Below are 26,458 nucleotides of genomic sequence, written 5' to 3'. Positions count from 1 at the left end.
TTTTGTCGTTAACAGTCAGTCTGCGAGGTTACTGATTTGAGTGACATGGCGAAAAATTTAATCCTGTGGCTGGTCATCGCTGTCGTCTTGATGTCAGTGTTTAACAGCTTCAGCCCCAGTGATACCGCCGGGCGACAGCTGGATTACACCAGTTTTGTCAAGGATGTGTCTCAGGAACAGATCCGGGAAGTGCGGATTGACGGTAAGGTCATCAATGGCGTCAAGCGTAGTGGCGAGCGTTTTCTGACTGTTATTCCTGCGCAGGATGATCAGCTGATCAACGACTTGATCAACCACAACGTCAAGGTTGAGGGGGTCAAGCCGGAAGAGCCTTCCCTTATTACCTCCATCTTCATCTCCTGGTTCCCCATGCTGCTGCTGATCGGCGTGTGGGTGTTCTTCATGCGTCAGATGCAAGGGGGCGGTGGCAAAGGTGCCATGTCCTTTGGCAAGAGCAAGGCGCGCCTGATGAGTGAAGATCAGATCAAGACCACCTTTGCCGATGTCGCCGGTTGCGATGAGGCCAAGGAGGAGGTCAAGGAGCTGGTCGATTATCTGCGTGATCCGAGCAAATTCCAGAAGCTGGGTGGCAAGATCCCGACCGGCGTGCTGCTGGTGGGCCCTCCCGGTACTGGTAAGACCCTGCTGGCCAAGGCCATTGCCGGTGAGGCCAAGGTGCCTTTCTTCACCATCTCCGGCTCTGATTTCGTCGAGATGTTCGTCGGTGTGGGTGCCTCCCGGGTTCGTGACATGTTCGAGCAGGCCAAGAAGTCTTCGCCCTGCATCATCTTCATCGATGAAATCGACGCGGTCGGTCGTCAGCGTGGCGCGGGTCTGGGCGGTGGTCACGATGAACGTGAGCAGACACTCAACCAGATGCTGGTCGAGATGGATGGTTTTGAAGGCAACGAGGGCATCATCGTCATCGCTGCGACCAACCGTCCCGATGTGCTTGACCCTGCCCTGCTGCGTCCGGGCCGTTTCGACCGCCAGGTCGTGGTGGGCCTGCCGGATGTCCGCGGTCGTGAGCAGATCCTGAAGGTGCATATGCGCAAAGTGCCGTTGGCTGATGACGTCAACCCGGCGCTGATTGCCCGTGGTACCCCTGGTTTCTCCGGTGCCGACCTGGCCAACCTGGTCAACGAGGCTGCCCTCTTCTCTGCCCGTGAGAGCCGCCGCGTGGTCTCCATGGCCGAGTTCGAGAAGGCCAAGGACAAGATCATGATGGGGGCGGAACGTCGCTCCATGGTAATGAAGGAGTCCGAGAAGGAGATGACCGCCTATCATGAGGCAGGTCACGCCATCATCGGTCGTCTGGTGCCGGATCATGACCCGGTTTACAAGGTATCCATCATCCCGCGTGGTCGTGCGCTGGGGGTGACCATGTATCTGCCGGAACAGGATCGCTGGAGTCACTCCAAGCAGCATCTGGAGTCGATGATCTCCAGCCTGTATGGTGGACGTCTCGCTGAAGAGCTTATCTATGGTGCCGAGAAGGTATCCACTGGGGCTTCAAATGATATCGAGCGTGCTACCGACATCGCCCGCAAGATGGTCACCCAGTGGGGCATGTCCGAGCGTCTCGGCCCCATGCTCTATGCAGAAGAAGATGGTGAGGTGTTCCTCGGTCGCAGCATGGCCAAGGCCAAGCACATGTCCGACGACACTGCTCGCGTCATCGATGCAGAGGTCAAGCAAGTCATCGATCGCAACTATGCCCGTTCCAAGCAGATCCTGCTCGATAATATGGACGTGTTGCATAGCATGAAAGATGCGCTGATGAAGTACGAGACCATCGACGCTAAGCAGATCGACGATCTGATGGCGCGCCGTGAAGTACGTGCTCCCAGCAACTGGCATGATGAGCATGGCGATACCCCGCAAGGGGGCGCTTCTGCTGAGAGCGACAGCACGCCAGCTGTCGAGCCGCAAGATAAGGGTGATGCCGATATCGGTAAGGCCAATGATCTACCGGCCCAGTAACCACTGATCTCACCAAACCCCGGGCTTGCCCGGGGTTTTTCTTTGTTCCGGACGCATCAAGGAGTTTTATGTTGCTGGAAAGCAAGGGAATTTCTCTTTCTCTCGAACGCCCGCACGTGATGGGGATTCTCAACGTCACGCCAGACTCATTTTCGGATGGCGGCAGCTGGAATCGGCTCGATCTGGCGCTGGCCCATGCCCGTAACATGGTGGCTGAAGGGGCGACCCTGATCGATATCGGGGGGGAGTCGACTCGTCCTGGAGCCCCCGCTGTGAGCGAGCAGGAGGAGCTGGATCGGGTTATCCCCGTGGTGGAGCATCTGGTTCGCGAGTGTGAGGTCATGCTCTCGCTCGATACCTCCAAGGCCGCCGTGATGCGCGAGGGGTGCCGTGCGGGTGCCCATCTCATCAACGACGTGCGTGCCTTACAGGAGCCCGGCGCACTGCAGGCTGCGGCTGAGGCGGGTGTCCCCGTCTGCCTGATGCATATGCAGGGACAGCCGAGAACCATGCAGCAGGCGCCTCATTATGAGGATCTACTCGGTGAGGTGCGCGCCTTCTTCGACGAACGGATCCAGGCCTGCGAAGCGGCCGGGATAGCTCGTGACCGACTCCTGCTCGATCCTGGCTATGGCTTTGGCAAGAACCTCGCCCACAACTACCAACTGCTCGCCTGTCAGGAGCAACTGCTCGATTACGCACTGCCACTCTTGGTCGGAATGTCGCGAAAGTCTATGATAGGCAACCTGCTGGGCCGTCCGGTTGATGAGCGGCTGCCCGGGAGTCTGGCTTGTGCCATGATCGGCATGCAGAAGGGGGCACGCATCATCCGCGTGCACGACGTGCAGGCCACCATGGATGCCCTTCGGGTGGCGTGGATGACCATGACTGGCCGGGATTTTTCCCAAAAATGATACGAGCACGATAACAATGGCAAGAAAGTATTTCGGCACCGACGGAGTGCGTGGCAAGGTGGGTGAGTTCCCCATTACTCCTGATTTTGTGATGAAGTTGGGTTGGGCGGCCGGTAAGGTACTCTCCAAGAAGGGCACCAAGAAGGTATTGATCGGTAAGGACACCCGGATCTCCGGCTACATGCTGGAAGCGGCGCTGGAAGCCGGCCTCTCCGCAGCCGGCCTCAAGGCCACGCTGCTTGGCCCCATGCCAACTCCCGCCGTGGCGTATTTGACTCGCACCTTCCGTGCTGAGGCCGGCATCGTCATCAGCGCCTCGCACAACCCTTTCTACGATAACGGCATCAAGTTCTTCTCTGCCGATGGCACCAAGTTGCCGGACGAGGTGGAAGAGGCCATCGAGGATATGCTGGATCACGATCTGGAGTGTGTTGAGTCGGCCCTGCTCGGCAAGGCGGTGCGTATCGATGATGCGGCCGGCCGCTATATCGAGTTTTGCAAGAGCACCTTTCCCTCCCTGTTGAATCTGGATGGGCTGCGTCTCGTGGTGGACTGCGGTCATGGCGCCACCTATCACATCGCCCCTTCCGTATTCCGTGAACTGGGGGCCGAAGTCATCGCCATTGGCTGTGAGCCGAATGGCCTCAACATCAATGACGGTGTCGGCTCTACCGCACCGGATGCGCTGGCGGCCAAGGTTCTTGAGTGCAAGGCGGATCTGGGGATCGCCTTCGATGGCGATGGCGATCGGGTGGTCATGGTCGACAGCACCGGCTACATCATCGATGGTGACGAAATTCTTTACATCATCGCCCGTGATGCGCTGCGTAATGGTCGCCTCAAAGGTGGCGTGGTGGGTACCCTGATGGCCAACATGGGGCTCGAACTGGCGCTGCAGACGCTCGGTATTCCGTTTGCCCGTGCCAAGGTGGGCGATCGCTACGTGCTGGAGATGATGGAGCAGAAGGGGTGGCGCATCGGGGGAGAAAACTCCGGTCACATCATCTGCCTGGATCAGACCACCACTGGGGATGGTATCGTCGCTGCTCTGCAGGTGCTGGGGGCCATGCGTGCTGCCGAGATGCCGCTCTCCAAGCTGCGCTCCGGCATGTCCAAGTTCCCGCAAATCCTCATCAATGTCCGTTACGGTGAAGGGCAAGATCCGCTCTCTTGCCAAGCGGTACATGATGAAGTCAGCAAGGTTGAGCAGGAGCTGGCCGGTCGTGGCCGGGTACTGCTGCGCAAGTCCGGCACTGAGCCGCTGATCCGCGTCATGGTTGAAGGTGAGCATGAAGAGCAGGTTCGCTCCATGGCCCAGCGCATTGCCGAACAGGTGAAATCGGCCATTTAAGGGTCAGGTAAGGCGGCTTTTTGGCCGTCTTGCCTATATCTCGCTCAAACGATTCAAAAACTTCAAAAAAGTGCTTGTCAGTGGTGGGTGTGGTCGATATTATCTGCCTCGCTTTCGCAAGGGAGTGAGGATTCAAGCCTGGCGCGAGTAAGTTGCTGGGAAATCTAGAATCTGAGAAGGCCGGTGGGCCTCATTCCTAAAGGGTAAGTGCAATGTACGAGATTTTGTTGGTTCTTTATCTGCTTGTTTCGCTGGGTCTGATTGGCTTGGTGATGGTTCAGCAAGGTAAGGGAGCTGATATGGGTGCCTCCTTCGGCGCCGGGGCATCGAATACGATTTTCGGTTCTTCCGGTTCAGGAAACTTCCTGACCCGTACAACTGCGATTTTGGCGACTGTGTTTTTCGTGATTAGCCTGGTGCTTGGTAACCTGTCTACTCACAAGGTAAAACAGAGTGGCGAGTGGGAAAACCTGCAACAACCTCAGCAGGTTGAGAAAACTGAAGCGCCGGTAAACAAGGACGCTGACGTACCCAACTAAGAGTTAATGCCGTGGTGGTGAAATTGGTAGACACGCTATCTTGAGGGGGTAGTGCCCTAGGGTGTGCGGGTTCGAGTCCCGCCCACGGCACCAATTGAGAGTAACCCGATGCTTTAGTTCGGGGAGCCCGTCAAATCTTGAACCTGAGTTTTGATGTGGCTATAATCTCGCACGATTTCGGACGCGGGGTGGAGCAGCCTGGTAGCTCGTCGGGCTCATAACCCGAAGGTCGTCGGTTCAAATCCGGCCCCCGCAACCAAATTTCACGCTTTCCATTGCTCAGGAAGGCGGTCGCTGCGAGGCGACAATCAGGGTAAAGCGACAAGCCCCGATTTGATATCGGGGCTTTTTGTCATGTGCGCTTTATGCTGACCTGATCAGACCTGGGCTTTATGCCCTTTTTTTGTTTTTTCGGAGGGTGACTTTGGCTACGTTGGAACAACGTCTGACCGAGCTGCTCGAGGCGCCAATTCAGGCCCTCGGCTTCGAACTGTGGGGAATCGAATTTGCCCGTGCCGGCAAGCACTCCACTCTGCGCATCTATATCGACAGTGAACAGGGTGTCTCTGTCGATAATTGTGCGGAAGTGAGCTATCAGGCTGGGGCGCTGCTGGATGTTGAGGATCCGATCAGCGAGGAGTACTACCTCGAGGTCTCCTCTCCTGGCCTCGACCGTGCCCTGTTCAAGGTCGCCCATTTCGAGAAATACATTGGCCAAGAGGCGGCGGTAACGCTCCGGATGGCTACCAATAACCGCCGCAAGTTCACAGGCGTAATTAAGGCTGTACAGGGTGACCTGATCACCCTGACGGTAGATGGTAAGGATGAAATGCTGGCTTTCACCAACATCCAGAAGGCCAACATTGTGCCGCACTTCGGTTAACGAGGCTTTTCCACATGAACAAAGAGATTTTGCTGGTCGTTGACGCAGTTTCCAACGAGAAGGCCGTACCCCGCGAGAAGATCTTCCAGGCTCTGGAGACCGCGCTGGCCACCGCGACCAAGAAGAAGTACGAAGGTGAGATCGAAGTGCGTGTTGCCATCGATCGTAAGACGGGTGACTTCGATACCTTCCGCCGCTGGAAAGTGATTGCCGACCAGGCCGAGATGGAAAACCCGTATGCCGAGATCACCCTGGAAGCGGCTCAGGTTGAAGAACCCGAGATCCAGCTGGGCGAGTACGTTGAAGATCAGATTGAATCTGTCACCTTCGACCGAATCACCACCCAGACCGCCAAGCAGGTGATCGTGCAGAAAGTGCGCGAAGCGGAGCGTTCCCAAGTCGTTGAGCAGTTCAAGGATAAGGAAGGCACCATCATCAGCGGCGTGGTGAAGAAGAGTAACCGCGACAACATCATCCTGGATCTCGGCAGCAACGCCGAAGCAGTGATTTTCCGTGACGACATGCTGCCGCGTGAAATGTTCCGCCCCGGTGACCGCGTGCGTGGCCTGCTCTACTCGGTGCGTCCCGAGGCGCGTGGCTCCCAGCTGTTTGTCAGCCGCTCCAGCCCGGACTTCCTCAAAGAGCTGTTCCGCATCGAAGTGCCCGAGATTGGCGAAGAGATGATCGAAATCATGGGCGCGGCTCGTGACCCGGGTTCCCGCGCCAAGATCGCGGTAAAGACCAACGATCGCCGTATCGATCCGATCGGTGCCTGTATCGGTATGCGTGGTGCTCGTGTTCAGGCGGTCTCTGCTGAACTCAGCGGCGAGCGTGCCGACATCGTGCTGTACGATGACAACCCGGCTCAGTACGTGATCAACGCCATGGCGCCGGCCGATGTAGCCTCCATCATCGTTGATGAAGACAACCACACCATGGACATCGCCGTGGAAGCGGCCAACCTGGCTCAGGCCATCGGCCGTAACGGCCAGAACGTGCGTCTGGCCTCCCAACTGACCGGTTGGGAACTGAACGTGATGACCGTTGAAGACATGCGTGCCAAGCACCAGGCCGAAAACGATCGCATCATTAACCTGTTTACCACTGCCCTCGACATCGACGACGATTTCGCCGAGATGCTGATGGAAGAAGGTTTCTCCACCCTGGAAGAGATTGCCTACGTACCGGTGAACGAACTGCTGGCTATCGACGGCCTGGATGAAGACACCGTCGAAGAGCTGCGTGGCCGTGCTAAAGCCGCTTTGACCACCAAGGCGCTGGCCAATGAAGAATCCAAGGAAGCTGTCGAGCCGAGTGAAGAGCTGCTGGCTCTCGAAGGGCTGGACAACGAGACCGCTCATGCGCTGGCCGCGCGCGGTATCGGCACCTTGGAAGATTTGGCCGAGCAAGGCATTGATGACCTTGCCGATATCGAAGGGCTGACCGCCGAGAAGGCTGGTGAGCTGATAATGGCTGCTCGCAACATCTGTTGGTTCGGAGAGCAGTCTTGAGTACAGGATCAAACGGAGGTAAATGAATGGCAGAAGTATCGGTAAAACAACTTGCCACTGACATCGACACACCGGTTGATCGTCTTCTCCAGCAGTTTGTCGCGGCCGGCATCGAAAAGAGCGCGGCCGACGATATGGTTAGCGAGTCTGAAAAGCAGACTCTGCTGGCTCATCTGAAGAAACAGCATGGTGGCGATGTCACCCCGGCCCGCATGACTTTGCAACGCAAGACCAAGAGCACGCTGAGTGTTCAGGGGACTGGCGGCAAGAACAAGGAAGTGCAGGTTGAGGTGCGTAAATCTCGCACCTATGTGAGACGCTCGGCGCTGGAAGATCAGCAGCGTCAGGAAGCCGAAGAAAAAGCGCGTTTGGAAGCGGAAGAGAAGGCCCGCAGCGAAGCCGAAGAGAAGGCTCGCATCGAGGCTGAAGAGAAGGCTCGCCGTTCGGCTGAGCAGGCTCGCCTGGAAGCTGAGGAAAAGGCGCGAATCGAGGCAGATAAGAAGGCTCGACAGGCTCAGCAGCAGCCCGCCAAAGCAGCCGGTAGCACAGCTCAGCAAGAGGCAGAGAAGATGGCCAAGCGCGAAGCAGAAGAACTGAAGCGCCAACAAGAAGCGGCCGCCCTTCAGAAGGCGGAAGAATTAGCAGCCAAGAAGGCGGAAGAAGCCCGTCTGATGGCTGAAGAGAACGCGGCCCGTTGGGCTGAGGAAGAGGCCAAGCGTGCCAGCGAGAGCAGTGACTATCACGTCACCACCTCCAAGCATGCCCAGGCTGCCGAAGACGAACAGGACAGCAAAGAAGAGAGCCGCCGCCGTAGCGCCGCTGCTCCCAAGGGGCCCAAGAAGACCGGCCGTCGTGACGACGACCGCGATGATCGCAACCCGCGTGCCCGTAAGGGTAAGCGTGGCAAGATGGCCACCCCGAACGCCATGAAGCACGGCTTTAACAAGCCGGCTGCTGCCGTGAACCGTGACGTCGTGATCGGCGAAACCATCACTGTGGCCGAATTGGCCAACAAGATGGCGGTCAAGGGCGTGGAAGTCATCAAGGCGATGATGAAGATGGGCGCCATGGCCACCATCAACCAGGTCATCGACCAGGAGACCGCTCAGCTGGTCGCCGAAGAGATGGGCCACAAGGTGGTGCTGCGTCGTGAGAACGAGCTGGAAGAGGCGGTACTGTCTGATCGTGACGAGACCTCCGAAGCCAAACCGCGTGCACCTGTGGTCACCATCATGGGCCACGTTGACCACGGTAAGACCTCGCTGCTCGACTACATCCGTAAGGCCAAGGTCGCGGCGGGCGAAGCCGGTGGCATCACCCAGCACATCGGTGCTTACCATGTTAAGACCGAAAGCGGCATGATCACTTTCCTGGATACCCCGGGTCACGCAGCGTTTACCTCCATGCGTGCTCGTGGTGCCAAGGCCACCGATATCGTGGTGCTGGTCGTGGCGGCCGATGACGGCGTGATGCCGCAGACCGTCGAAGCGATCCAGCACGCCAAGGCAGCGGGTGTACCGCTGGTGGTGGCTGTTAACAAGATCGACAAACCGGAAGCCGATCCGGATCGCGTCAAGACCGAGCTGGCTCGCTATGACGTCATGTCCGAAGACTGGGGTGGTGACTGCCAGTTCGTGCACGTCTCCGCCAAGTCTGGCCAGGGCATCGACGAGCTGCTCGACGCCATCCTGATCCAGGCCGAAGTGCTGGAGCTGAAGGCCGTTTATGACGGTATGGCCAATGGCGTGGTGATCGAATCCTTCCTCGACAAGGGCCGTGGCCCGGTTGCCACCGTGCTGGTACAGGAAGGGACCCTGCGTCAGGGCGACATCGTGCTGTGCGGTCTCGAATACGGTCGTATTCGTGCCATGCGTGACGAGCTGGGTAAAGAGATCAAAGAAGCCGGCCCCTCCCTGCCGGTGGAAATCCTCGGCCTGTCCGGCGTGCCCTCTGCCGGTGATGAAGCCACTGTCGTACGTGACGAGAAGAAGGCCCGTGAAGTGGCACTCTATCGTCAAGGCAAGTTCCGTGAGGTCAAGCTGGCTCGCCAGCAGAAGGCCAAGCTGGAGAACATGTTTGCCAACATGACCGAAGGCGAAGTCTCCGAAGTGAACGTGGTGCTCAAGGCCGACGTACAGGGCTCTGTAGAGGCCATCTGCGACGCGCTGGTCAAGCTCTCCACCGACGAGGTGAAGGTGAAGATCGTCGGCTCCGGTGTCGGTGGTCTGACCGAAACCGACGCCACCCTGGCCGCCGCCTCCAACGCCATTCTGCTGGGCTTCAACGTCCGTGCCGATGCCTCTGCCCGCAAGGTGATCGAGGCCGAGAGCCTGGATCTGCGCTACTACTCCGTCATCTATGACCTGATCGACGAAGTGAAGCAGGCCATGAGCGGTATGCTGGCGCCGGAGTACAAGCAGGAGATCATCGGTCTGGCCGAAGTGCGCGACGTGTTCAAGTCGCCCAAGTTCGGTGCCGTTGCCGGCTGTATGGTCACCGAGGGTGTGGTCAAGCGTTCCAACCGTATTCGTGTGCTGCGTGAGAACGTGGTGATCTACGAAGGCGAGCTGGAGTCCCTGCGCCGCTTCAAGGATGACGTCAACGAAGTCAAGAATGGCTACGAGTGCGGCATCGCGGTGAAGAACTACAACGACGTTCGCGTTGGCGACCAGATCGAAGTGTACGAGACCGTTGAAATCCAGCGTACTCTGTAATTCGAAGGTTCAAGATGGGGGGCTTCGGCCCCCCTTTATCGCAGGTGTAAAAACATGGCGAGAGAATTCAGTCGGACCCGTCGGGTCGGACAGCAGATCCAGCGCGAAATCGCACTGATCCTGCAGCGCGAGGTCAAAGACCCGCGTATCGGCATGGTGACCGTCTCTGACGTGGAGGTCTCCCGTGACCTCAACTATGCCAAGGTTTATGTCACCTTCCTGCAGCTCGACAACGATGCCGAGCGAATTAAGGAAGCCCTGGCCGCCCTCGGCGAGGCCGCCGGCTACATCCGTAGCCTGCTCGGCAGTGCCATGCGTCTGCGCGTGGTGCCCGAGCTGCGTTTCTTCTATGACGAGACGCTGGTCGAGGGGATGCGCATGTCCAATCTGGTGACCAACACCATCCGGGATGACAAGCGTCGTATGGCCGAATCCGGTCGCAATGAAGAGGATGAAAGCTGAAGATGTCTCGCAGACGTCGTTTCAAGGGCCGTGAAGTACACGGTATCCTGCTGCTCGACAAGCCGGCTGGCCTGACTTCCAACGATGTGTTGCAGAAGGTCAAGCGGATTTACAACGCGGCCAAGGCGGGCCATACCGGCGCGCTCGATCCCCTGGCGACCGGCATGCTGCCGATCTGCCTCGGTGAGGCCACCAAGTTCTCCCAGTTCCTGCTCGACGCCGACAAGCGTTATCAGGTGACCGCCAAACTCGGTGTGCGTACCGATACCAGCGATGCGGATGGCGAGGTGGTCAGCGAGCGTCCGGTCAATGTCGCCATGGGTGACATCATCGAGGCGCTCGACAAGTTCCGCGGCCCCATCATGCAGGTGCCGTCCATGTATTCGGCGCTCAAGCACAACGGTCGCCCGCTCTATGAATATGCCCGCGAAGGCATTGAAATTGAGCGCGAGGCCCGCCCCATCACCATCTATGAGCTCAAGCTCATCAGTGTGGAAGGGGATGAGGTGAAGATGGAGGTGCATTGCAGTAAGGGCACCTATATCCGCTCCCTGGTCGATGATCTTGGCGAGCTGCTCGGCTGTGGCGCCCACGTGACCGCCCTGCGTCGTACCCAGGTGGCCAGTTATCCCTATGAGCGGATGCTGACCCTGGAGCAGCTTGAGTGCATCTTCGAGCATGCCCGTGCCCAGACCGTGCCGCCACGCGAGCATCTGGATCCGCTGCTGCTGCCGATGGACACCGCCGTGGCTTCCCTGCCCGAGGTGAATCTGCTGCCGGCGGTTGCCGCCTATGTTAACCAGGGCCAAGCGGTTCAGGTGGCTGGGGCGCCGCAAGAGGGTCAGGTGCGTATGACCGTTGGCCCGGAGCGCGAGTTCATCGGCGTTGGCGAGATTGACGAAGAGGGGCGGGTCGCACCGCGTCGTCTGGTGCGTCTCGGCGGCGAAGAGGCCTGATGGCCGGGTGGTATCGCCATGGTGATTGCCAAGAACGGCAAAAATGGTATGATACCGCCCTCATTTCACGGCTGAATTAGAGATCGGCTGTGAACCTTTAAACACTCTGTTGGAGTAGACTCATGTCTCTAAACGCTGAAATCAAGGCTCAAATCGTAGCCGAACACGCTCGTGGCGCTAACGACACCGGTTCCCCGGAAGTTCAGGTTGCCCTGCTGACTGCCCAGATCAACCACCTGCAAGGCCACTTCAAGCAGCACGCCAAGGACCACCACGGTCGTCGCGGTCTGCTGCGCATGGTTTCCCAGCGTCGTAAGCTGCTGGACTACCTGAAGCGTAAGGATGTAGAGCGTTATGCTGCTCTGATCGCCAAGCTGGGTCTGCGTCGCTAATCGACGGCAAGATTTCACGCAAAAAGGGGAACCGAAAGGTTCCCCTTTTTTCGTTACGGCGTACGCAACCCTGATGCGACGCCGCTTACCTTTTAACTCGAATCAAGTATACTTGGGCGCGAAATTGAAAGGCCAAATTGATAAAAGGAAATTCACGTGAATCCTACTGTTAAGTCATTCCAATACGGTCAGCATACCGTCACTCTCGAAACCGGCATGATGGCCCGTCAGGCTACCGGCGCGGTCATGGTCAGCATGGACGACACCTGTGTGTTCGTTACCGTGGTCGGCAAGAAAGAAGCCGATCTGAGCCGCGACTTCTTCCCCCTGACTGTCAACTATCAGGAGCGTACCTACGCTGCTGGCCGTATCCCGGGCGGTTTTTTCCGTCGTGAAGGTCGTCCGAGCGAGGGTGAAACCCTGATCGCCCGTCTGATCGACCGTCCGATCCGCCCGCTGTTCCCGGAAGGCTTCCTCAACGAGGTTCAGGTGGTTGCCACCGTGATGTCCGTTAACCCGCAGGTTTCCCCGGACATCGTGGCCATGATCGGCGCCTCTGCCGCGCTGGCCGTCTCTGGCATTCCTTTTAACGGCCCGATCGGCGCCGCCCGCGTCGGTTACATGAACGGTCAGTACCTGCTGAACCCGACCGTGAGCGAGCTGGCTAACAGCCAGCTGGATCTGGTGGTGGCGGGTACCGCCAGCGCCGTGCTGATGGTGGAGTCCGAAGCCTCCGTCCTGCCGGAAGATGTCATGCTGGGCGCCGTGGTTTATGGCCACGAGCAGATGCAGACCGTCATCAGCGCCATCAACGAGTTTGCCGCCGAAGCCGGTGCCAAGCCGTGGGACTGGGTTGCTCCGGCCGTCAATCAGGCTCTGAAGGACAAGGTTGCCGAGCTGGCCACCGCCGAACTGGGTGAAGCCTACCGCATCACCGAGAAGGCCGTGCGTTACGAGACCATCGGCGGCATCAAGCAGCGCGTCATCGAGCAGCTGGTTGCGGCTGACGCCACCTTGGATCCGAAGAAGATCGGCGAAGAGTTCCACAACCTGGAGAGCCGCATCGTCCGTGGCCGCGTGGTGCGTGGCGAGCCGCGTATCGACGGTCGTGATCCGCACATGGTGCGTGCCCTGAATGTGGCCACCGGCGTGCTGCCGCGTACCCACGGCTCCGCCCTGTTCACCCGTGGTGAGACTCAGGCCATGGTGGTTGCCACCCTGGGTACCGAGCGTGACGCCCAAAACATCGACGAGCTGACCGGCAACCGTGCCGATCGCTTCATGCTGCACTACAACTTCCCGCCCTACTGCGTGGGTGAGACCGGCATGATGGGCAGCCCGAAGCGCCGTGAAATCGGCCACGGTCGTCTGGCCAAGCGCGGCGTCGCTGCGGTAATGCCGAGCGCTGACGAGTTCCCGTACGTGGTGCGTGTGGTCTCTGAGATCACCGAGTCCAACGGCTCCTCCTCCATGGCCTCCGTGTGTGGTACCTCCCTGGCTCTGATGGATGCCGGTGTGCCGATCAAGGCCTCTGTGGCCGGTATCGCCATGGGCCTGGTGAAGGAAGAAGATGGCTTCGTCGTGCTGTCCGACATCCTGGGTGATGAAGATCACCTGGGCGACATGGACTTCAAGGTGGCCGGTACCACCGAGGGCGTGACCGCCCTGCAGATGGACATCAAGATCGAAGGCATCACCAAGGAGATCATGGAGATCGCCCTGAAGCAGGCCCGTGACGCGCGTCTGCACATCCTGAAGGTGATGGACGAGGCGATTGCCGCCCCGCGTGCCGAGATCTCCGATTTCGCCCCGCGCATCCACACCATCAAGATCAGCCCGGAGAAGATCAAGGACGTCATCGGCAAGGGTGGCTCCGTCATCCGTGCCCTGACCGAAGAGACCGGCACCAACATCGAGCTGGATGATGACGGTACCGTGCGTATCGCTGCTGTGGACGGCGATGCCGCCAAGGAAGCGATCCGCCGTATCGAGGCCATCACCGCCGAGGTGGAAGTGGGCCGCATCTACGAAGGTAAGGTGGTGCGTCTGGCCGACTTCGGTGCCTTCGTCAATATCCTGCCGGGCAAGGATGGTCTGGTACACATCTCCCAGATCACCGAAGAGCGCGTGCAGAATGTGGCTGACTACCTGAACATCGGTGACATGGTCAAGGTGAAGGTACTGGAAGTGGACCGTCAGGGCCGCGTCCGTCTCTCCATCAAGGAAGCCAATGCCGATGCCGCCGCTCCTGCGCCGGCCGCCGCCGAAGCGGCACCGGTTGTTGCCGAAGAGCCGGCCGCCGAGTAAGGCTCCGTCATGAAAAAGCCGCCCGATAGGGCGGCTTTTTTTATGGTGATGGCGCTGGCCCCGTGGAGGAGGGCTTCACCCTTGCCCATCGGTTGTCCCCTCATCGCGTTCTGACGGCGCTCTCTTCGTGCTGTTGCCGCGCCGCTTCTTGGTGGCGGTGAGCCTCGCAGGCCAATGAGCGCGGCGCCGTCTGTTTATACTCTCCTCTTATTCTTTCCTCCTGCCCACCTTGCTTCCCTTTGAGGAGGGCGGTGCATTGCTCTTTTTGGGCATGGGTCAGCACTCGGTATGGTGCGATGGGGAAAGGCTGAGAGCGGCAGATCCCCAGGCTCCAGCGCAGCGGTGCGGCGAGCTCACCCAGGGGTATCCGGTTTTGGTTGTGTCATCGTGTTCTGAAAAACGCAGGGATAAAGAAGATTTTTTTATAAAAAATGTCAGAAGACTTAATTTTTTCAAAGGGACGGTCGTTTCTCTTTCTATGTGATTCGAGAGCTGCTTTGCAGCGTGTAACTTTAAGGAAAACAAGACAATGGCTATCTCCATCCACACCAACTACGCCTCCCTGGTAACCCAGAACCAACTGACCAGCACCAACAGCTCCCTGAGCACCGCGATGCAGCGTCTGGGTACCGGCCTGCGCATCAACAGCGCCGCTGACGATGCCGCTGGCCTGCAGATGGCCACCCGTCTGCAAGCTCAATCCAATGGCCAGGCCATGGGTATGCGTAACGCTCAGGATGCCATCTCCATGATGCAGACCGCTGAAGGCGCCATGGACGAGATGACCAACATCGCCCAGCGTATGAAGGACCTGGCCACCCAGGGCGCGAACGACACGGCCAGTGCTGCTGACCGTCAAGCCATCGCTGACGAAATGACCGAGCTGGCTGCCGAGCTGGTTAACATCCGTGACAACACCCGTTTCGGTGGCGACCAGCTGCTGACCGACGATGGTAAGTTCGGTGACACTGTGACTTTCCAGATTGGTGGCAACTCTGACGAGAAGCTGGTTCTGGATGCCAGCACCAACGTACAAGCGGTCAACGCTCTGATCGATGGCGCTGCTGATGTTGTTGAAGCTCTGGGCGCCGGTACCAGCGCTGACTTCAGCGCCGCCATGGACAGCATTGCTGACAGCCTGGACACCATCGGTGCTGCCCGTTCCCAGTTCGGTGCCAACATCAACCGTCTGGAGCACACCATCAGCAACCTGTCCAACATGAAGGAAAACACCGACGTGGCCAACGGCCGCATCATGGATGCTGACTTCGCTGCTGAAACCACCAACATGACCAAGGGCCAGATGCTGATGCAAGCCGGCATGTCCGTCCTGTCCAAGTCCAACCAGATGACCAGCATGGTGACCTCCCTGCTGAACTAATCCGGTTGCTAGCGGGCCACCCTTGTGGTGGCCCGTTGTTTTGGTCCCCTCATCCGCTTTGGGAGCCTTCCCAATGCCATTTAGGGGTCATAACAAAGCCGCCTCGTGGCGGCTTTGTTATGACTGCCGCATAAAACTCAATGGAGTACTTAAGTTATGCAGATCAATCCCGCTTCTGTTGCCGCCCAGCTGGTCGCCGCCGAACGTCTCAATACCGATGCGATGCATCAAAAACAGCAGAGCAGCCTGCAAGCCCAGAGTGCCGCTTACGGTTCGCTCAATAGCAAGACCAAAGCCTTCCAGAGCATGCTCAAGGATCTGAACGATCCCGCCAAGATGCAGGCTCAGAAGACGACCATCTCCGATGAGGGGTTCCTGACCGTGACCTCCAATGGTCAGGCAAGTTCGGGACAATACAACTTCCAGTCCAAGCAGGTGGCGACCTCCCACCAGGTGGGGATTGAGCTCGATGGTGATTCAGCGCTGCCCGAAGATGGTATTCTGACCGTCAACGTGGGTGACGAGGAGATGGCCATTGATCTCTCGACGCTGCCGCCCAATGCCAATGCGAAGGACTTGGCCGACGCCATTAACAACTCCAGCAGCAACCCTGGGGTGAAGGCGACGCTGGTGCGTACCGATGGCAAGACCAATTTGGTCATGACCAGCACCGAGACGGGTGAAGCGAATCAGATCAGTGTCAACTATACCCCGGTTGCCGGAAGCGAGGCTTCTGAGGCATTTGCCAGCGCCGTGGATAACATGCGTGAGCTGAGCCCGGCGCAGGACGCCATTCTGGTCATGGGCAGCGGTCCTGGCGCCCTGGAGATCAAGCAAGGCAGCAATACCTTCGAGAACGTGGTCGATGGCTTGACCATTGAGCTGACCAAGCCGCAGCCGGCAGATAGCGGCCCTTTGCAGGTGTCGGTCAGCCAGGATAGTGAACAGATGACTGAGGCATTGCAGAAGTTCGTTGATGATTACAACGAACTGATGGACGACCTCAACAAGATGACGGCTTCCGGTGGCGCCTTGTATGGTGACTCTACGGCCCGTGGTCTGAAAAACACCTTGCGCAACAGTGTGCGGGATCTGCCCAATGGCATGACGCTTTCCGATATCGGCATTAAGACTGACCGTGAAGGTAAACTGAGTTTCAGCTCCACTGACTTTAACAAGGCGCTGGAGAAAGACCCGGAAGTCCTCGGTAAGGCCATGCTGGGGGATGATGGCCTGCTCAAGCGCATGGAAAAGAGCCTGGACAGCTATACCGCTCGTGATGGCATCATCAAGCAGCGGGAAGAGAGTATCGAACGTAGCCAGAAGCGTCTGGAAGACAAGATGGAAGCCTTCGATCAGCGAATGGAAGCGGCTTATCAGCGTTACCTGAAGCAGTTCTCCGCGTTGAACCAGATGATGGAAAGCATGCAGTACCTTTAAGCGAGCAAATTATGTTTGGACAAGACGATCCGTTTGCGGCCTATCAACAGGCCGCTACCCATGCCAAGGCGGCCAGTGCTAATCCGCACCAGTTGGTGCTGATGTTGATCGATGGGCTGCTCGATGAGATCTCCCGGGTTGAGGGGCACATGCTTGCCCGTCAGCTTGATCGTAAAGGGCAATCGATCTCCCGCTGTTTGGATATCCTCGGAGGTCTCGACAGCGCCCTTGATATGGAACAAGGGGGGGAGCTGGCGCTCAATTTACACAAATTGTATGACTACTGTGGTCAGCGTTTGTTTGAGGCGAGCGTGAGCAACCGCGTTGAGGGGTTGCAGGAAGTGCGCAACATCATCGGTGAGCTACGCATCGGTTGGGAAGGCATGGCGCGCCATCAGAATCGCTAATGAGTGGACGGATGGCCGTGTTGTCCCTTGGCGAGGAGAGTCTTGATGAAACTAAATGAGCACCAGGCAAAAGTCGGGCAGCAACTGCGCGCGTTGAGCCAGCGCTTGCTGATCCAGGCCCGCAACGGGGGATGGAGTGCGGTGCAGGCGCTGGATGTGACCTTGGCTGCGACCGCTCGCCGTCTGGCCAAGGACCCTGAACTGTGGCAGGCCCTTGAGCCGGTGCGTCAGATCATACGGGCAGAGCATGCCGAAGCGCGTGAGTTGTGCCGTATCGAGATGGAGCGCAGCCTGAAAGTGTGGCAGGCGATGCGCGGACAATCGGAAGGGTTGCGTGCCTATGAGGAGGTCGCGGGAATCTAGCGCGGCGCCTCTTTGCTCTCTTCGCGACGCCATAAGCCTATCCATGACCGGATAGGCTTTTTTATTGCGCGCTGGGGGAGGAAGGGGCCCAGGAAGCGCTTCGTTGTGAGGGCTCCTGCCACAGGGGATCTTGCGCCATCCGCTCCACCAGAAAATCGATGAAACTGCGCAGCAGGGGGGACATCTGCTTGCGCGTGGTATAGATGCCATAGACCCCGAGCCGGCGGGGCTCCAGCTTGGTCAGCAAGGGAAGCAGCTCACCGCGCTCAAGGTGGCCGGCCACCGAATAGAGAGGCTGCATGCTGACTCCGCTGCCCAACAGGGTACTTTTGAGCAGCAGGTTAGAGGTGTTGGCGCTCAGGTTGCCGCTGACCGGCACTGATTCGGGGCCGTTTGCCCCCTCAAACTGCCAGAGGCTCTTGCCAAAATAGGAGTAGGTCAGGCAGTTGTGCAGGGCGAGATCCTGTACCCGCTGCGGTGTTCCGTGAGCCTTGAGATAGGCCGGACTGGCGCAGACCACGGAGCGGCAGCAACCGAGGCGGCGAGCAACCAGATTGGGATCGAGGTCGTTGGTGATGCGCAATGCCAGATCGATGCGCTCTTCCACCAGATTGACGGTGCGATCCAGTTGCAGGATGTCGATAGCCGTCCCGGGCCAGCGGGAGAGATACTCCTGAGCGGCCTGCATCAGAAAGGCATCAGCCAGTGAATAGCTGCAAGTGACCCGTGCCCCTTGGGGGCGTCGCCGGCATGAGCGGCCAGCCGCTCCATCTCCTCACCCAACGCCAACATGCTGCGCGCCCGAACCAGCGTCTCTTCACCGGGGCCGGTCAGGCTCAGACGCCGGGTGGTGCGGTGCAGCAGACGGGCCCCCATCCATCCCTCCAGCTCCCCCAAATAGCGCGACACCATGGCGCGGGACATGTCGAGCCGCTCGGCGGCGGCGCTGAGGTTGCCCTGTTCGACGACGGTGACAAAAACCTGCAGCGCAGTCAGTCTATCCATGTTATCTGCTCGATATATGCAACAGTGAAGTCACTATTATGCGGTATTTGGCATAAAAATGATCCAATAGACTGTTCCCATCGACACCGACCCACGATGAGGCAACACCATGAAACACGCTCTGCTTACCCTGACCCTGGCTTCCACCCTGGGCAGCGCCGCTGCCGTTGCGGCGCCGTTGAACATCCAGGTCTATAACCCCGGTGACAAGGGGATATTCCCGGTTTCCTCCGAGCTGGTGACCGGCGAGAAAGAGGCCATCTTGGTGGATGCTCAGTTTGATGTGAAAAATGGCCAGGCGCTGGTCGAGCTCATCAAGCAGAGCGGCAAGCAGCTGACCACCATCTATATCAGCGCCGGGGACCCCGATTATTACTTCGGTCTTGAGCCGATCCTAGCCGCCTTCCCCGACGTCAAGGTGCTGGCCAGCCAGCACGTGGTCGACCACATCAAGGAGACCAAGGATGCCAAGCTGGCCTACTGGGGCCCGATCCTCGGCAAAGATGCGCCCAAGAGCCTGACGGTGCCGCAGGTGTTGACCGCCTCCCAACTGACTCTGGAGGGCGAGACCATAGAGGTGAAGGCGATGAATACCCCGAGCGCCTTCCTGTGGGCCCCTTCGGTCAAGACCGCCTTTGGTGGGGTGGCGGTCTCCAGCGGCGTGCATGTATGGATGGCCGATAGCCAGACTCAGGCGGTGCGCGGTCAGTGGGTCGAGACCCTGGATCAGCTGCTGGCACTGCAACCTGAGCGCGTCATCCCCGGCCACTTCCTGGGTCAGGAGATGCAGGGGGCCGAGGCCGTCAGCTTCACCCGTGACTATGTACTGCGTTTCGAGGCCGAGCTGGCCAAGAGCAAGGACGCGGCGGCTCTTATCGATGCGATGAAGCAGGCTTACCCGGCGCTGCCGGTGGACGATGGCCTGGCTATCGGCGCCAAGGTCGCGACCGGTGAGATGAAGTGGTAAGCGGCGGCAGGCCGGGCATCGCCCGGCCCCATGAGAGCACCATGATGAATCCGACCCGCCTTCACTATGTTTACGACCCGCTCTGTGGTTGGTGCTATGGCGCCGCTCCCCTCTTGAAGGCGGCGGCGGACGTGCCGGGCCTTACCATCGAACTGCACGCCGGCGGATTGTGGCTCGGCGCTCGCCGCCAGCCCATGGGGGCGGCGCTGCGTCAGCATGTGCGCCCCCATGATGAACGCATTGAGGCGCTGACGGGTCAGCATTTTGGTGAGCGCTATTTCAATGCGCTGCTGCTCGATACTCGGCTGACCCTCGATTCTGAACCGCCTATCCGCGCCATCATGGCGGTGACCGCTCTGGGGGGTGATGGTTTGGCGCTGTTGCAGCGTATCCAGACCTCTCACTATCGAGACGGTCTATGGGTGGGCGATGTGGCATTCCTGGCCGCACTGGCTGCCGAGCAGGGGGGGAGGAGGCTGACTTTCACGCCGCTTATGCGGCGGCGCCACTGGACGAGCACCTGACCCAGAGCCTGCACTGGCTGCGTCGCCTCGGGGGGCACGGCTATCCGACGCTGGGGTTGGAGCGAGATGGCACGCTGGTACCACTGTCGCCCTCGTTTGGCGAGACGGATCACTTCATGGCGCAGCTGAACGCGGCATTGAGATAAACGGCCTCAGGATCCCGGCTGGCAGGCCGATAAGAGAGAGTTAACCCATACTCATTCTGTGTATTACTCTCTCACACTATGCTCTGTTGTGTTGCCGGTAGCCTATGCCGGCATGATGAGCAAAAGGATGCCAGCCATGTTCAAGAATCTGTCGATTGGTCAGAAGTTAGGTTACGGTTTTATCCTGCTGGCGCTCATGGTGGTGGGGTTGGTGTGGTTCTCCATCGCCCAGCTCTCCCGCCTCAATGCCGATGCTTCCCGCCTGGCCGATAACATGCTTCCCTCCGTGGCCAGCTCAGGCAAGATCAACGCCTACCTGCTGGATACCCGCCGCCTCGAGCTGGTGTCGGTGATCGGGGCGATTAGCAATGACCCGGCCGAAGTCGAAGATGGGATCAGTAAGTTCAACAATCTCAAAGAGACCTTTGAAGCCGAGCTGGCACACTACGGCTCTCTCCCCTTCAGCACACCGGAAGAGCGCAGCAATTACGATAAGCTGCGCAGCGCGATCAATCGTTACTTCCAGCTCCATGAGCAACTGGTGGCAGCCATTCGTCAGCAGGAGCTGACCAAGGTAACGGCGCTGCGAAAGAATGAGACCCGCCAGGCGCTGGAAGAGGCGATGGGCTATGCAGGACAGTTGCGTGCGATCAATGAGCGCCTCGCACTCGAGCAGGCTCAGGACAGTCATCACACCTATGCCCAGTCGCGCAACATGGTGTTGGGGGCCAGCTTGCTGACCATCCTGTTGCTGGTAGGGCTGGCCTGGTGGCTGACCCAGCAGGCGCGCCGCCCCGTGATGGCCCTGCTGGAGCAGACCCGCAAGGTCGCTGCCGGCGATCTGGGTAGCCGCCTCGAGCGCCAGCACTTTAACAACGACGAGCTGGGTCAGCTGGCCCATGGCTTTGGCGAGATGCAAGACAGCCTGCGCCGGCTGGTGAGCGAGGTCTCCGGCTCTGTGGTGCAGTTGGGCTCGGCCGCCGAGGAGATCAGCGCCGTGGCGAGCCAGTCGGCTGGCAACATGAACAGCCAGCAGCACGAGCTGAATCAGCTTGCCACCGCCATGAACGAGATGCAGGCCACGGTGCAGGAGGTATCGCGTAATACCAGCGATGCGGCCGATGCGGCCAGTCAGGCTAGCCAGCGCGCCGAGCAGGGGGCGCAGACGGTGCAGGAGTCGATTCGCCGTATCGAGCAGGTTGCGACGGCCATTGAGAGCACCGCCCGCGTCATCGAGCAGCTGGGCGAAGACAGCCGCAACATCGGCGTGGTGCTGGAGGTGATCCGCGGTATCGCCGAGCAGACCAACCTGCTGGCCCTCAACGCCGCCATCGAGGCGGCCCGGGCCGGTGAACAGGGGCGCGGTTTTGCCGTGGTGGCCGACGAAGTGCGCACCCTGGCCAAGCGAACCCAGGACTCCACGACCCAGATCAACTCCATCATCGCCGAGTTGCAGCAACGGGCGGAGCAGGCCGGTAGCACCATGGCGCAAAGTCAGGAGATGATGAACGAGACGGTGCTGACCGCCCGTGAGGCGGGCGGCGCGATTGCCGAAATCAGCGGCGCCGTGGGCAGCATCTCCCAGATGAACATACAGATCGCCACGGCCACCGAGGAGCAGGGAGCGGTCAGTGAGGAGCTCAACCGCAACGTGGTCAACATCAGCCACGCCTCGGAGGAGGTGGGTGCCGGTGCCAATCAGATGGCCCTGGCATGCAACGATCTGAACCATCTGGCGACCCAGTTGCAGGATATGGTGCAGCGTTTTCGCGTTTGACCCTGCTCAGGGCTGGAAAGGGGCGCCGTAGCGCCCCTTTTTTATCGCATCTCACAGGAGCGAGCATCGAGGCTGGTAGCAGGCGGGGTTCTGGTCTAGCTTATTACTCCCATTTTTCAGCAGGGAGAGAAGCATGACCCCCTATCAGGCCATCGCACTGGACATGGATGGCACCTTGCTCACACGGGACCACCGCATCTCGACAGCCACCAGGGAGGCGCTGGAAGAGGCGCGTCGCCGTGGTCTCAAGGTGATCCTGGTTACCGGCCGCCACTATATGATGGCGCGCCCCTTCCACCACGAGCTTGGGCTCGATACCCCCATCATCTGTAGCAACGGCGCCTACCTCTACGACCCGGCGCATGACTGCATCGTGCGGGGCGATCCCTTGCCCAAACCGGCGCTGGCGACCCTGCTCGAGGTGCTGGAAGGGGAGAGCATGGGGGCGCTTATCCATCTTTCTGAGGGGATTGCCTATCTCGGTTGTCAGGAGCAGGTGACCAAGATGCGCGGCTGGTCGGCGCGTCAGCCCGAGCACCTGAACATCGCCCTGTTGCCGCTTGAGGAGCGCCCCGACCTGCTGGCCGAGTCGGTGTGGAAGTTCGAGCTGTTTGGTGACGATCCCGCCCAGCTGCACGACGTGGTGGCCAGCCGGGTGCAGCCGCTGCCACTTAACCAGGATTGGGCCGCTCCCTATGCCATCGAGCTGGTGGAGCGCCGATGCAGCAAGGGAAACCGGCTGACCCAGTGGGCGGCCAGTGAGGGGATCGACATGGCGCAGATAGTGGCGTTTGGCGACAACAACAACGACATCAGCATGTTTGCCCAAGTCGGGTTGGCCGTGGCCATGGGCAACGCGGCTCCTCAGATCCGGGCGCAGGCCCACAAGGTGACGGCGGATCACAACGAGGATGGCATCGCCCTGGCGCTGCAACGCTGGGTGTTGGCCTGATGGCGAAGAGGGCGCGCACGGCGCCCTCTTGGGGTTACAGCTTGAACTCGATCACCTTGGGTGGGTTGCGCAGGCGCCAGATCTCCTCTTGCACCGCCTCGGCGTGGCGTATCATGCGGTAACGCTGGCTGCGGTAGTAGTCGAGTTCGTCCCCATCGCTGCTACGCATCTGCCGTTCAACGGCGCCTATCTCGTCATCCAGGCGGCGCAGCTCATCTTGCAGCTCAGCAATACGCTGGTTCAGCAGGTACTCGTCGCGACCGCGCTGATACTGCTTGAGGAAGCTGGCGTCATTCGGGCAAACCCCGAGATACTCGACCCCGTCGCGCCCCTTGCTGTAGGCCAGCTCGGGGATGCAAAACAGCTCAAGTCCCTTCTGGTAGCCGCGCTTCCACTCCGTTTCATCCACCTTCACCCCATATTCGCTACAGCTCTCCCGGTATTTGGGGATCTCCTGCTGGGTGCGGCCGCGCTCCCCATCCTGGTAGCCAAGGTTGTACCAACTGGCGTTGCGGCACTCCTCCTCGGAGAGGGTCGAGCAGGCGCCAAGCAGCAGCGGGAGGGTCAGGATCAACAGACGTGAGGGCATGGTGAGACTTCCTGGTCATCGGGATGGCGGCATTTTAGGGCTGAACGTGGCCGGCGCAAAGAGGGGAAGTGGACAATCCTGGCCGGGGTCAGCGGCGCGGCAAATGATGCGACCCCTTCGACGGCAAGGGGCCCTACGATGGGGTGGAGGCCGTGGCATCGACCGCGGGCCAGAGGCAGCTGCGCTGGTACTGGATCTGGTGGCCCTCTCCTGCCGGGCTCTGCCAGCTCAGGTGTAGCACGCCGAAGCGGCCGAGGCGGCGCAGTTCGAACTCATAGTCATGGCACGGCTCGGCGCTCACCCGCCCCCCTTCGGGTGGACGGGACAGCCGGTAGTAATAGGTCAGCTCGGGACCATCGGCGAGCCGGGCGCCAATGCCCTCTTGCTCCCGCGCGGCCAGGCGTTGGCGCAACGAGAGTGGGGCATCGATGGCCTTCTGGTAACGCAGGCCGCCCAGGGCGGCGAGCTGCTCCTCGAGCCGGTGCAGTTCATCGTCAAGGGCGCCGATGACGTGGCCGAGCTGGCGCTGCTGGGGGGTGGCACAACCGGCCAGCAGCAAGGTGAGCAGCAGTGGCAGTCGCTTCATGGGGGGCCTAGAGCAGGGGGTGGATGGGAGGCGCGCCGGCCAGCAGATCCCGCAACCGGGTGAGCCCTTCGGCGAGCAGCGCATCGCTCGATGGCTGGCTCAGGCTCAGGCGCACCCCCTGAGGGGCGGCAAACTGGCCGGCGGCGAACAGCTCACCGCTGGTGACTCCGACCCCGGCCGCATCGGCGGCGGCGGCAAACTCCTGGCTGCGCCAGGGGGGCGGCAGTGGCAGCCAGGCGTGCATGGCGCCGTGTTGCCAGCGGGCATCCGGTAGCAGGTGGAGCAGCAGCTCAGCGCGGCGATGCAGGATGCGGCGCTGCTCTTCGAGCAGCGGGGTCAGCCCTTGCCCCAGCAGACGCGCGGCCACTTCGAGCAGCAGGGGGCTCACCATCCAGCTCGACAGGCGCATCGCCTGGGCCAACGCCATGCGCAGCGAAGGGGGGCAGAGCAGAAAACCGACCCGTAAGCCACCGCAGGCGATCTTGGCCAGGCTGCCGAGGTGGATCACCCGCTCCGGCGCCAGCGTCACCATGGGGGCTGGTCGCCCCGCCGGCAGCAAGCCGTTGACGTCATCTTCCACCACCCACACCCCGTGCCGCTCGCACACCGCCAGAATGTCGCGGCGCCGCGCCTCGCCCATCATGCCGGTAGTGGGGTTTTGCAGGGTGGGGGTGAGGTAGACCAGCCGTGGCCGGCGTTGGCGGCAGGCCGCATCAAGGGCCTCGGGCAGCATGCCCTCTTCGTCCATCGCCACCGCTATCACCTGGCAGTTGAGCTGGCGCGCCGCCCCCAGCAGGCCGGGATAGGTCAGCCCTTCGCAGGCGATCGGCTCCCCGACACAGCCGAGGCCGAGCAGGGTCAGCATGATGCCGTGCTGGGCACCATTACAGAACAGGAAGCGGTCGTGGCTGGCCGGGATGCCGAGCCCCGCCAGCCAGTCGATGAAGGCCTGGCGTTGGTGGGGGCGGCCGGCCTCCTGATCGTAACCAAGCAGCCGGTTGAGATCCCCCTCATCGGCCACCTGATGCAGCAGGGGGGCCAGCATGGCAGCCCTGTCGATGGGCACAGGCAAGTTTTGCCACAACTCGATGCGCCCCTCTAGCTCTTCACGCACCGGCCAGTCGGCGGGCTTTGCCTCGCCGTGCTCCCGAACCCAGGTACCGTTGCCGACCTGGGCGACCAGCAGGCCGCGCCGCTCCGCCTCGGCATAGGCACGGGTGATGGTGCCGACCGTGACACCCAGCCGGTCGGCCAGGGCGCGCTGGGTCGGCAGCCGGCTGCCGGGGGGCAACTGGCCGGCGGCGATGGCCTGAGCGATGGCCTGGGCCAGCCGCAGGTAGAGGGGGCCCTCGTGGGCCGAGAGGTCGGGAGTCCAGATTGTCATGGTGACAATAAAACCATTGATCGGATTGTTTCGGCAATATAGCGTGAATTCGAGACAATAAACAGCGCGATGCGTGGATTGTATCGATGCAATCACAGTTCGGGAGCGAGAGATGATGACGATGGAATGGGTGGTCACCCTGTTTGGATTTGCGCTGCTCACCTGCGGGACGCCGGGGCCGAACAACCTGATGCTGACCGCCTCGGGGGCTAACTTCGGGATGCGGCGCACCCTGCCACACCTGCTGGGTGTCAGTGTCGGCCAGCCGGTGTTACAGCTGGTGTTGGCGCTCGGCCTCTATCCCCTGTTTGAGCGTTGGCCCCTGCTGCGGCTCGCCTTGCAGTGTTTTGGCAGCCTCTATCTGCTGTGGCTGGCATGGCGCATTGCCGTGGCCGGGGCGCCCGGCGATCCGGTGCAGCGCAGCCGTCCGCTGACCCTGCTCGAGGGGGTGGCGTTTCAGTTTCTCAACCCCAAGGCCTGGATGATGGGGATCTCGGCCATCAGCCTGTTCACCCGCGAGGGGGCCGGCTACTGGCCGAGCCAGTTGGTGGTGATGGGGGCCTTCGTGCTGGTGGCGCTGCCAAGCTGCGGAGTCTGGGTGCTGTTTGGCCAGCAGTTGGGCCATTGGGTTCGCTCCGAGCGTGGTTGGCGCCGCCTCAACGGCACCCTGGGCGGGTTGACCGCCCTGTGTGTGGTGATGCTTTGGATGTAGGGGCCGCTTGCGCCTGATAAAGAGGGTGCTGCATATTGAGTGCCCTTGCTCCGTAGTAATGAGGTTGAGATGGATCTGAACTGGCTACTGCCCCTGACAGGGTTTGCCCTAGTGACCTGTGGCACCCCTGGCCCTAACAATATGTTGCTGACCAGCAGTGGGGCCGCCCAGGGATTTCGCCGCAGCCTGCCCCTGCTGGTGGGGGTGGTGGGG

Annotated in this window: 22 protein-coding genes, 2 tRNA genes and 3 pseudogenes; 23 read left to right on the top strand and 4 right to left on the bottom strand. The window is 60.3% G+C overall.

All coding sequences use genetic code 11. The features are described from left to right. Positions 1–36 precede the first annotated feature (36 nt). The 17 genes from ftsH (at position 37) to BN1134_RS09125 (ending at position 17,603) form a co-directional block, all read left to right on the top strand. A complete protein-coding gene (ftsH, locus tag BN1134_RS09205; RefSeq protein WP_042046777.1) occupies positions 37–1,983 on the top strand; it encodes an ATP-dependent zinc metalloprotease FtsH in 1,947 nt (648 codons plus the stop codon). Positions 1,984–2,051: 68 nt separating this feature from the next. Further along, positions 2,052–2,897: a dihydropteroate synthase gene (gene folP / locus BN1134_RS09200; RefSeq protein WP_042046775.1), complete on the top strand. Its 846-nt coding sequence runs from the start codon at positions 2,052–2,054 to the stop codon at positions 2,895–2,897. A gap of 16 nt (positions 2,898–2,913) precedes the next feature. Further along, positions 2,914–4,248 carry a phosphoglucosamine mutase gene (gene glmM / locus BN1134_RS09195; RefSeq protein WP_042046773.1) on the top strand — a complete coding sequence of 445 codons (1,335 nt, stop codon included), beginning with the start codon at positions 2,914–2,916 and terminating at the stop codon, positions 4,246–4,248. Between the two features lie 212 nt (positions 4,249–4,460). Continuing rightward, complete coding sequence (secG, locus tag BN1134_RS09190) at positions 4,461–4,787, top strand: preprotein translocase subunit SecG (protein ID WP_042046771.1); 327 nt, start codon at positions 4,461–4,463, stop codon at positions 4,785–4,787. 8 nt (positions 4,788–4,795) lie between these two features. Further along, positions 4,796–4,880: transfer RNA gene (locus BN1134_RS09185), tRNA-Leu, on the top strand. 89 nt (positions 4,881–4,969) lie between these two features. Next, positions 4,970–5,046, top strand: a tRNA-Met gene (locus tag BN1134_RS09180). Between the two features lie 165 nt (positions 5,047–5,211). Further along, positions 5,212–5,670, top strand: a complete 459-nt coding sequence (gene rimP / locus BN1134_RS09175) for a ribosome maturation factor RimP (RefSeq protein WP_042046770.1) — start codon at positions 5,212–5,214, stop codon at positions 5,668–5,670. A 14-nt stretch (positions 5,671–5,684) separates the two neighbouring features. Continuing rightward, positions 5,685–7,181 carry a transcription termination factor NusA gene (nusA, locus tag BN1134_RS09170; protein WP_042046768.1) on the top strand — a complete coding sequence of 499 codons (1,497 nt, stop codon included), beginning with the start codon at positions 5,685–5,687 and terminating at the stop codon, positions 7,179–7,181. Between the two features lie 26 nt (positions 7,182–7,207). Then, positions 7,208–9,895, top strand: coding sequence for a translation initiation factor IF-2 (gene infB / locus BN1134_RS09165; RefSeq protein ID WP_042046767.1), 2,688 nt, complete (start codon positions 7,208–7,210; stop codon positions 9,893–9,895). 54 nt (positions 9,896–9,949) lie between these two features. Continuing rightward, positions 9,950–10,357, top strand: a complete 408-nt coding sequence (gene rbfA, locus BN1134_RS09160; protein ID WP_042046766.1) for a 30S ribosome-binding factor RbfA — start codon at positions 9,950–9,952, stop codon at positions 10,355–10,357. A 2-nt stretch (positions 10,358–10,359) separates the two neighbouring features. Beyond that, positions 10,360–11,313 carry a tRNA pseudouridine(55) synthase TruB gene (truB, locus tag BN1134_RS09155; protein ID WP_042046765.1) on the top strand — a complete coding sequence of 318 codons (954 nt, stop codon included), beginning with the start codon at positions 10,360–10,362 and terminating at the stop codon, positions 11,311–11,313. Between the two features lie 122 nt (positions 11,314–11,435). Continuing rightward, positions 11,436–11,705, top strand: a complete 270-nt coding sequence (gene rpsO, locus BN1134_RS09150) for a 30S ribosomal protein S15 (protein WP_042046764.1) — start codon at positions 11,436–11,438, stop codon at positions 11,703–11,705. Between the two features lie 156 nt (positions 11,706–11,861). After that, a complete protein-coding gene (pnp, locus tag BN1134_RS09145) occupies positions 11,862–14,012 on the top strand; it encodes a polyribonucleotide nucleotidyltransferase (protein WP_042046762.1) in 2,151 nt (716 codons plus the stop codon). Between the two features lie 529 nt (positions 14,013–14,541). After that, positions 14,542–15,393 (top strand): lateral flagellin LafA, encoded by an 852-nt coding sequence (lafA, locus tag BN1134_RS09140; protein WP_042046761.1) that lies wholly within the window; start codon positions 14,542–14,544, stop codon positions 15,391–15,393. Between the two features lie 156 nt (positions 15,394–15,549). After that, complete coding sequence (fliD, locus tag BN1134_RS09135; protein WP_042046760.1) at positions 15,550–16,833, top strand: flagellar filament capping protein FliD; 1,284 nt, start codon at positions 15,550–15,552, stop codon at positions 16,831–16,833. Positions 16,834–16,844: 11 nt separating this feature from the next. Beyond that, positions 16,845–17,240: a flagellar export chaperone FliS gene (gene fliS / locus BN1134_RS09130; RefSeq protein WP_042046759.1), complete on the top strand. Its 396-nt coding sequence runs from the start codon at positions 16,845–16,847 to the stop codon at positions 17,238–17,240. A 45-nt stretch (positions 17,241–17,285) separates the two neighbouring features. Then, the gene (locus BN1134_RS09125; RefSeq protein WP_052449458.1) at positions 17,286–17,603 is read left to right on the top strand and encodes a hypothetical protein; all 318 of its coding nucleotides are present in this window, start codon (positions 17,286–17,288) and stop codon (positions 17,601–17,603) included. 61 nt (positions 17,604–17,664) lie between these two features. Here BN1134_RS09125 and BN1134_RS09120 read toward each other — a convergent pair. Continuing rightward, positions 17,665–18,608 (bottom strand): annotated as a pseudogene (locus BN1134_RS09120) (LysR family transcriptional regulator). Between the two features lie 109 nt (positions 18,609–18,717). Between BN1134_RS09120 and BN1134_RS09115 the strand changes: the two are divergent. The 4 genes and pseudogenes from BN1134_RS09115 to BN1134_RS09100 all read left to right on the top strand — a co-directional run bounded on the left by BN1134_RS09115 (position 18,718) and on the right by BN1134_RS09100 (position 22,974). Beyond that, complete coding sequence (locus tag BN1134_RS09115; protein ID WP_042046757.1) at positions 18,718–19,575, top strand: Vmh family MBL fold metallo-hydrolase; 858 nt, start codon at positions 18,718–18,720, stop codon at positions 19,573–19,575. A gap of 44 nt (positions 19,576–19,619) precedes the next feature. Then, positions 19,620–20,245: pseudogene (locus tag BN1134_RS09110) on the top strand (DsbA family protein). A gap of 136 nt (positions 20,246–20,381) precedes the next feature. Continuing rightward, on the top strand, positions 20,382–22,022 hold the full coding sequence (locus BN1134_RS09105; RefSeq protein ID WP_042046756.1) for a methyl-accepting chemotaxis protein: 1,641 nt from the start codon (positions 20,382–20,384) through the stop codon (positions 22,020–22,022). A gap of 133 nt (positions 22,023–22,155) precedes the next feature. Next, entirely contained in the window at positions 22,156–22,974 is an 819-nt protein-coding gene (locus BN1134_RS09100; protein WP_042046755.1) for a Cof-type HAD-IIB family hydrolase, read from the top strand. 34 nt (positions 22,975–23,008) lie between these two features. On the opposite strand, the gene BN1134_RS09095 is transcribed toward BN1134_RS09100, so the two are convergent. The 3 genes from BN1134_RS09095 to BN1134_RS09085 all read right to left on the bottom strand — a co-directional run bounded on the left by BN1134_RS09095 (position 23,009) and on the right by BN1134_RS09085 (position 25,533). Next, entirely contained in the window at positions 23,009–23,563 is a 555-nt protein-coding gene (locus tag BN1134_RS09095) for a DUF2799 domain-containing protein (RefSeq protein ID WP_042046754.1), read from the bottom strand. 133 nt (positions 23,564–23,696) lie between these two features. After that, a complete protein-coding gene (locus tag BN1134_RS09090; protein ID WP_042046753.1) occupies positions 23,697–24,149 on the bottom strand; it encodes a hypothetical protein in 453 nt (150 codons plus the stop codon). 7 nt (positions 24,150–24,156) lie between these two features. Next, positions 24,157–25,533 (bottom strand): aminotransferase-like domain-containing protein, encoded by a 1,377-nt coding sequence (locus tag BN1134_RS09085; RefSeq protein WP_042046752.1) that lies wholly within the window; start codon positions 25,531–25,533, stop codon positions 24,157–24,159. A gap of 115 nt (positions 25,534–25,648) precedes the next feature. On the opposite strand from BN1134_RS09085, the gene BN1134_RS09080 reads away from it, so the two are divergent. Together BN1134_RS09080 and BN1134_RS09075 are read left to right on the top strand one after the other, a co-directional pair. Next, positions 25,649–26,245, top strand: a complete 597-nt coding sequence (locus tag BN1134_RS09080; protein WP_042046819.1) for a LysE family translocator — start codon at positions 25,649–25,651, stop codon at positions 26,243–26,245. Positions 26,246–26,314: 69 nt separating this feature from the next. Beyond that, a pseudogene (locus tag BN1134_RS09075) lies at positions 26,315–26,458 on the top strand (LysE family translocator); the annotation flags it as partial.

It is taken from the genome of Aeromonas simiae, assembly GCF_000820125.1.
In the GTDB taxonomy this organism is placed as follows: domain Bacteria; phylum Pseudomonadota; class Gammaproteobacteria; order Enterobacterales; family Aeromonadaceae; genus Aeromonas; species Aeromonas simiae.
This window is presented reverse-complemented; position numbering and strand designations above follow the sequence as displayed.

Coding starts and splice junctions, on each gene's coding strand:
- BN1134_RS09100 (WP_042046755.1), top strand. CDS start 22,156: ATGACCCCCTATCAGGCCATCGCACTGGACATGGATGGCACCTTGCTC.
- secG (WP_042046771.1), top strand. CDS start 4,461: ATGTACGAGATTTTGTTGGTTCTTTATCTGCTTGTTTCGCTGGGTCTG.
- rpsO (WP_042046764.1), top strand. CDS start 11,436: ATGTCTCTAAACGCTGAAATCAAGGCTCAAATCGTAGCCGAACACGCT.
- BN1134_RS09090 (WP_042046753.1), bottom strand. CDS start 24,149: ATGAAGCGACTGCCACTGCTGCTCACCTTGCTGCTGGCCGGTTGTGCC.
- rbfA (WP_042046766.1), top strand. CDS start 9,950: ATGGCGAGAGAATTCAGTCGGACCCGTCGGGTCGGACAGCAGATCCAG.
- lafA (WP_042046761.1), top strand. CDS start 14,542: ATGGCTATCTCCATCCACACCAACTACGCCTCCCTGGTAACCCAGAAC.
- fliS (WP_042046759.1), top strand. CDS start 16,845: ATGTTTGGACAAGACGATCCGTTTGCGGCCTATCAACAGGCCGCTACC.
- BN1134_RS09085 (WP_042046752.1), bottom strand. CDS start 25,533: ATGACAATCTGGACTCCCGACCTCTCGGCCCACGAGGGCCCCCTCTAC.
- BN1134_RS09115 (WP_042046757.1), top strand. CDS start 18,718: ATGAAACACGCTCTGCTTACCCTGACCCTGGCTTCCACCCTGGGCAGC.
- BN1134_RS09125 (WP_052449458.1), top strand. CDS start 17,286: ATGAAACTAAATGAGCACCAGGCAAAAGTCGGGCAGCAACTGCGCGCG.
- infB (WP_042046767.1), top strand. CDS start 7,208: ATGGCAGAAGTATCGGTAAAACAACTTGCCACTGACATCGACACACCG.
- fliD (WP_042046760.1), top strand. CDS start 15,550: ATGCAGATCAATCCCGCTTCTGTTGCCGCCCAGCTGGTCGCCGCCGAA.
- BN1134_RS09095 (WP_042046754.1), bottom strand. CDS start 23,563: ATGCCCTCACGTCTGTTGATCCTGACCCTCCCGCTGCTGCTTGGCGCC.
- glmM (WP_042046773.1), top strand. CDS start 2,914: ATGGCAAGAAAGTATTTCGGCACCGACGGAGTGCGTGGCAAGGTGGGT.
- folP (WP_042046775.1), top strand. CDS start 2,052: ATGTTGCTGGAAAGCAAGGGAATTTCTCTTTCTCTCGAACGCCCGCAC.
- BN1134_RS09080 (WP_042046819.1), top strand. CDS start 25,649: ATGACGATGGAATGGGTGGTCACCCTGTTTGGATTTGCGCTGCTCACC.
- truB (WP_042046765.1), top strand. CDS start 10,360: ATGTCTCGCAGACGTCGTTTCAAGGGCCGTGAAGTACACGGTATCCTG.
- nusA (WP_042046768.1), top strand. CDS start 5,685: ATGAACAAAGAGATTTTGCTGGTCGTTGACGCAGTTTCCAACGAGAAG.
- BN1134_RS09105 (WP_042046756.1), top strand. CDS start 20,382: ATGTTCAAGAATCTGTCGATTGGTCAGAAGTTAGGTTACGGTTTTATC.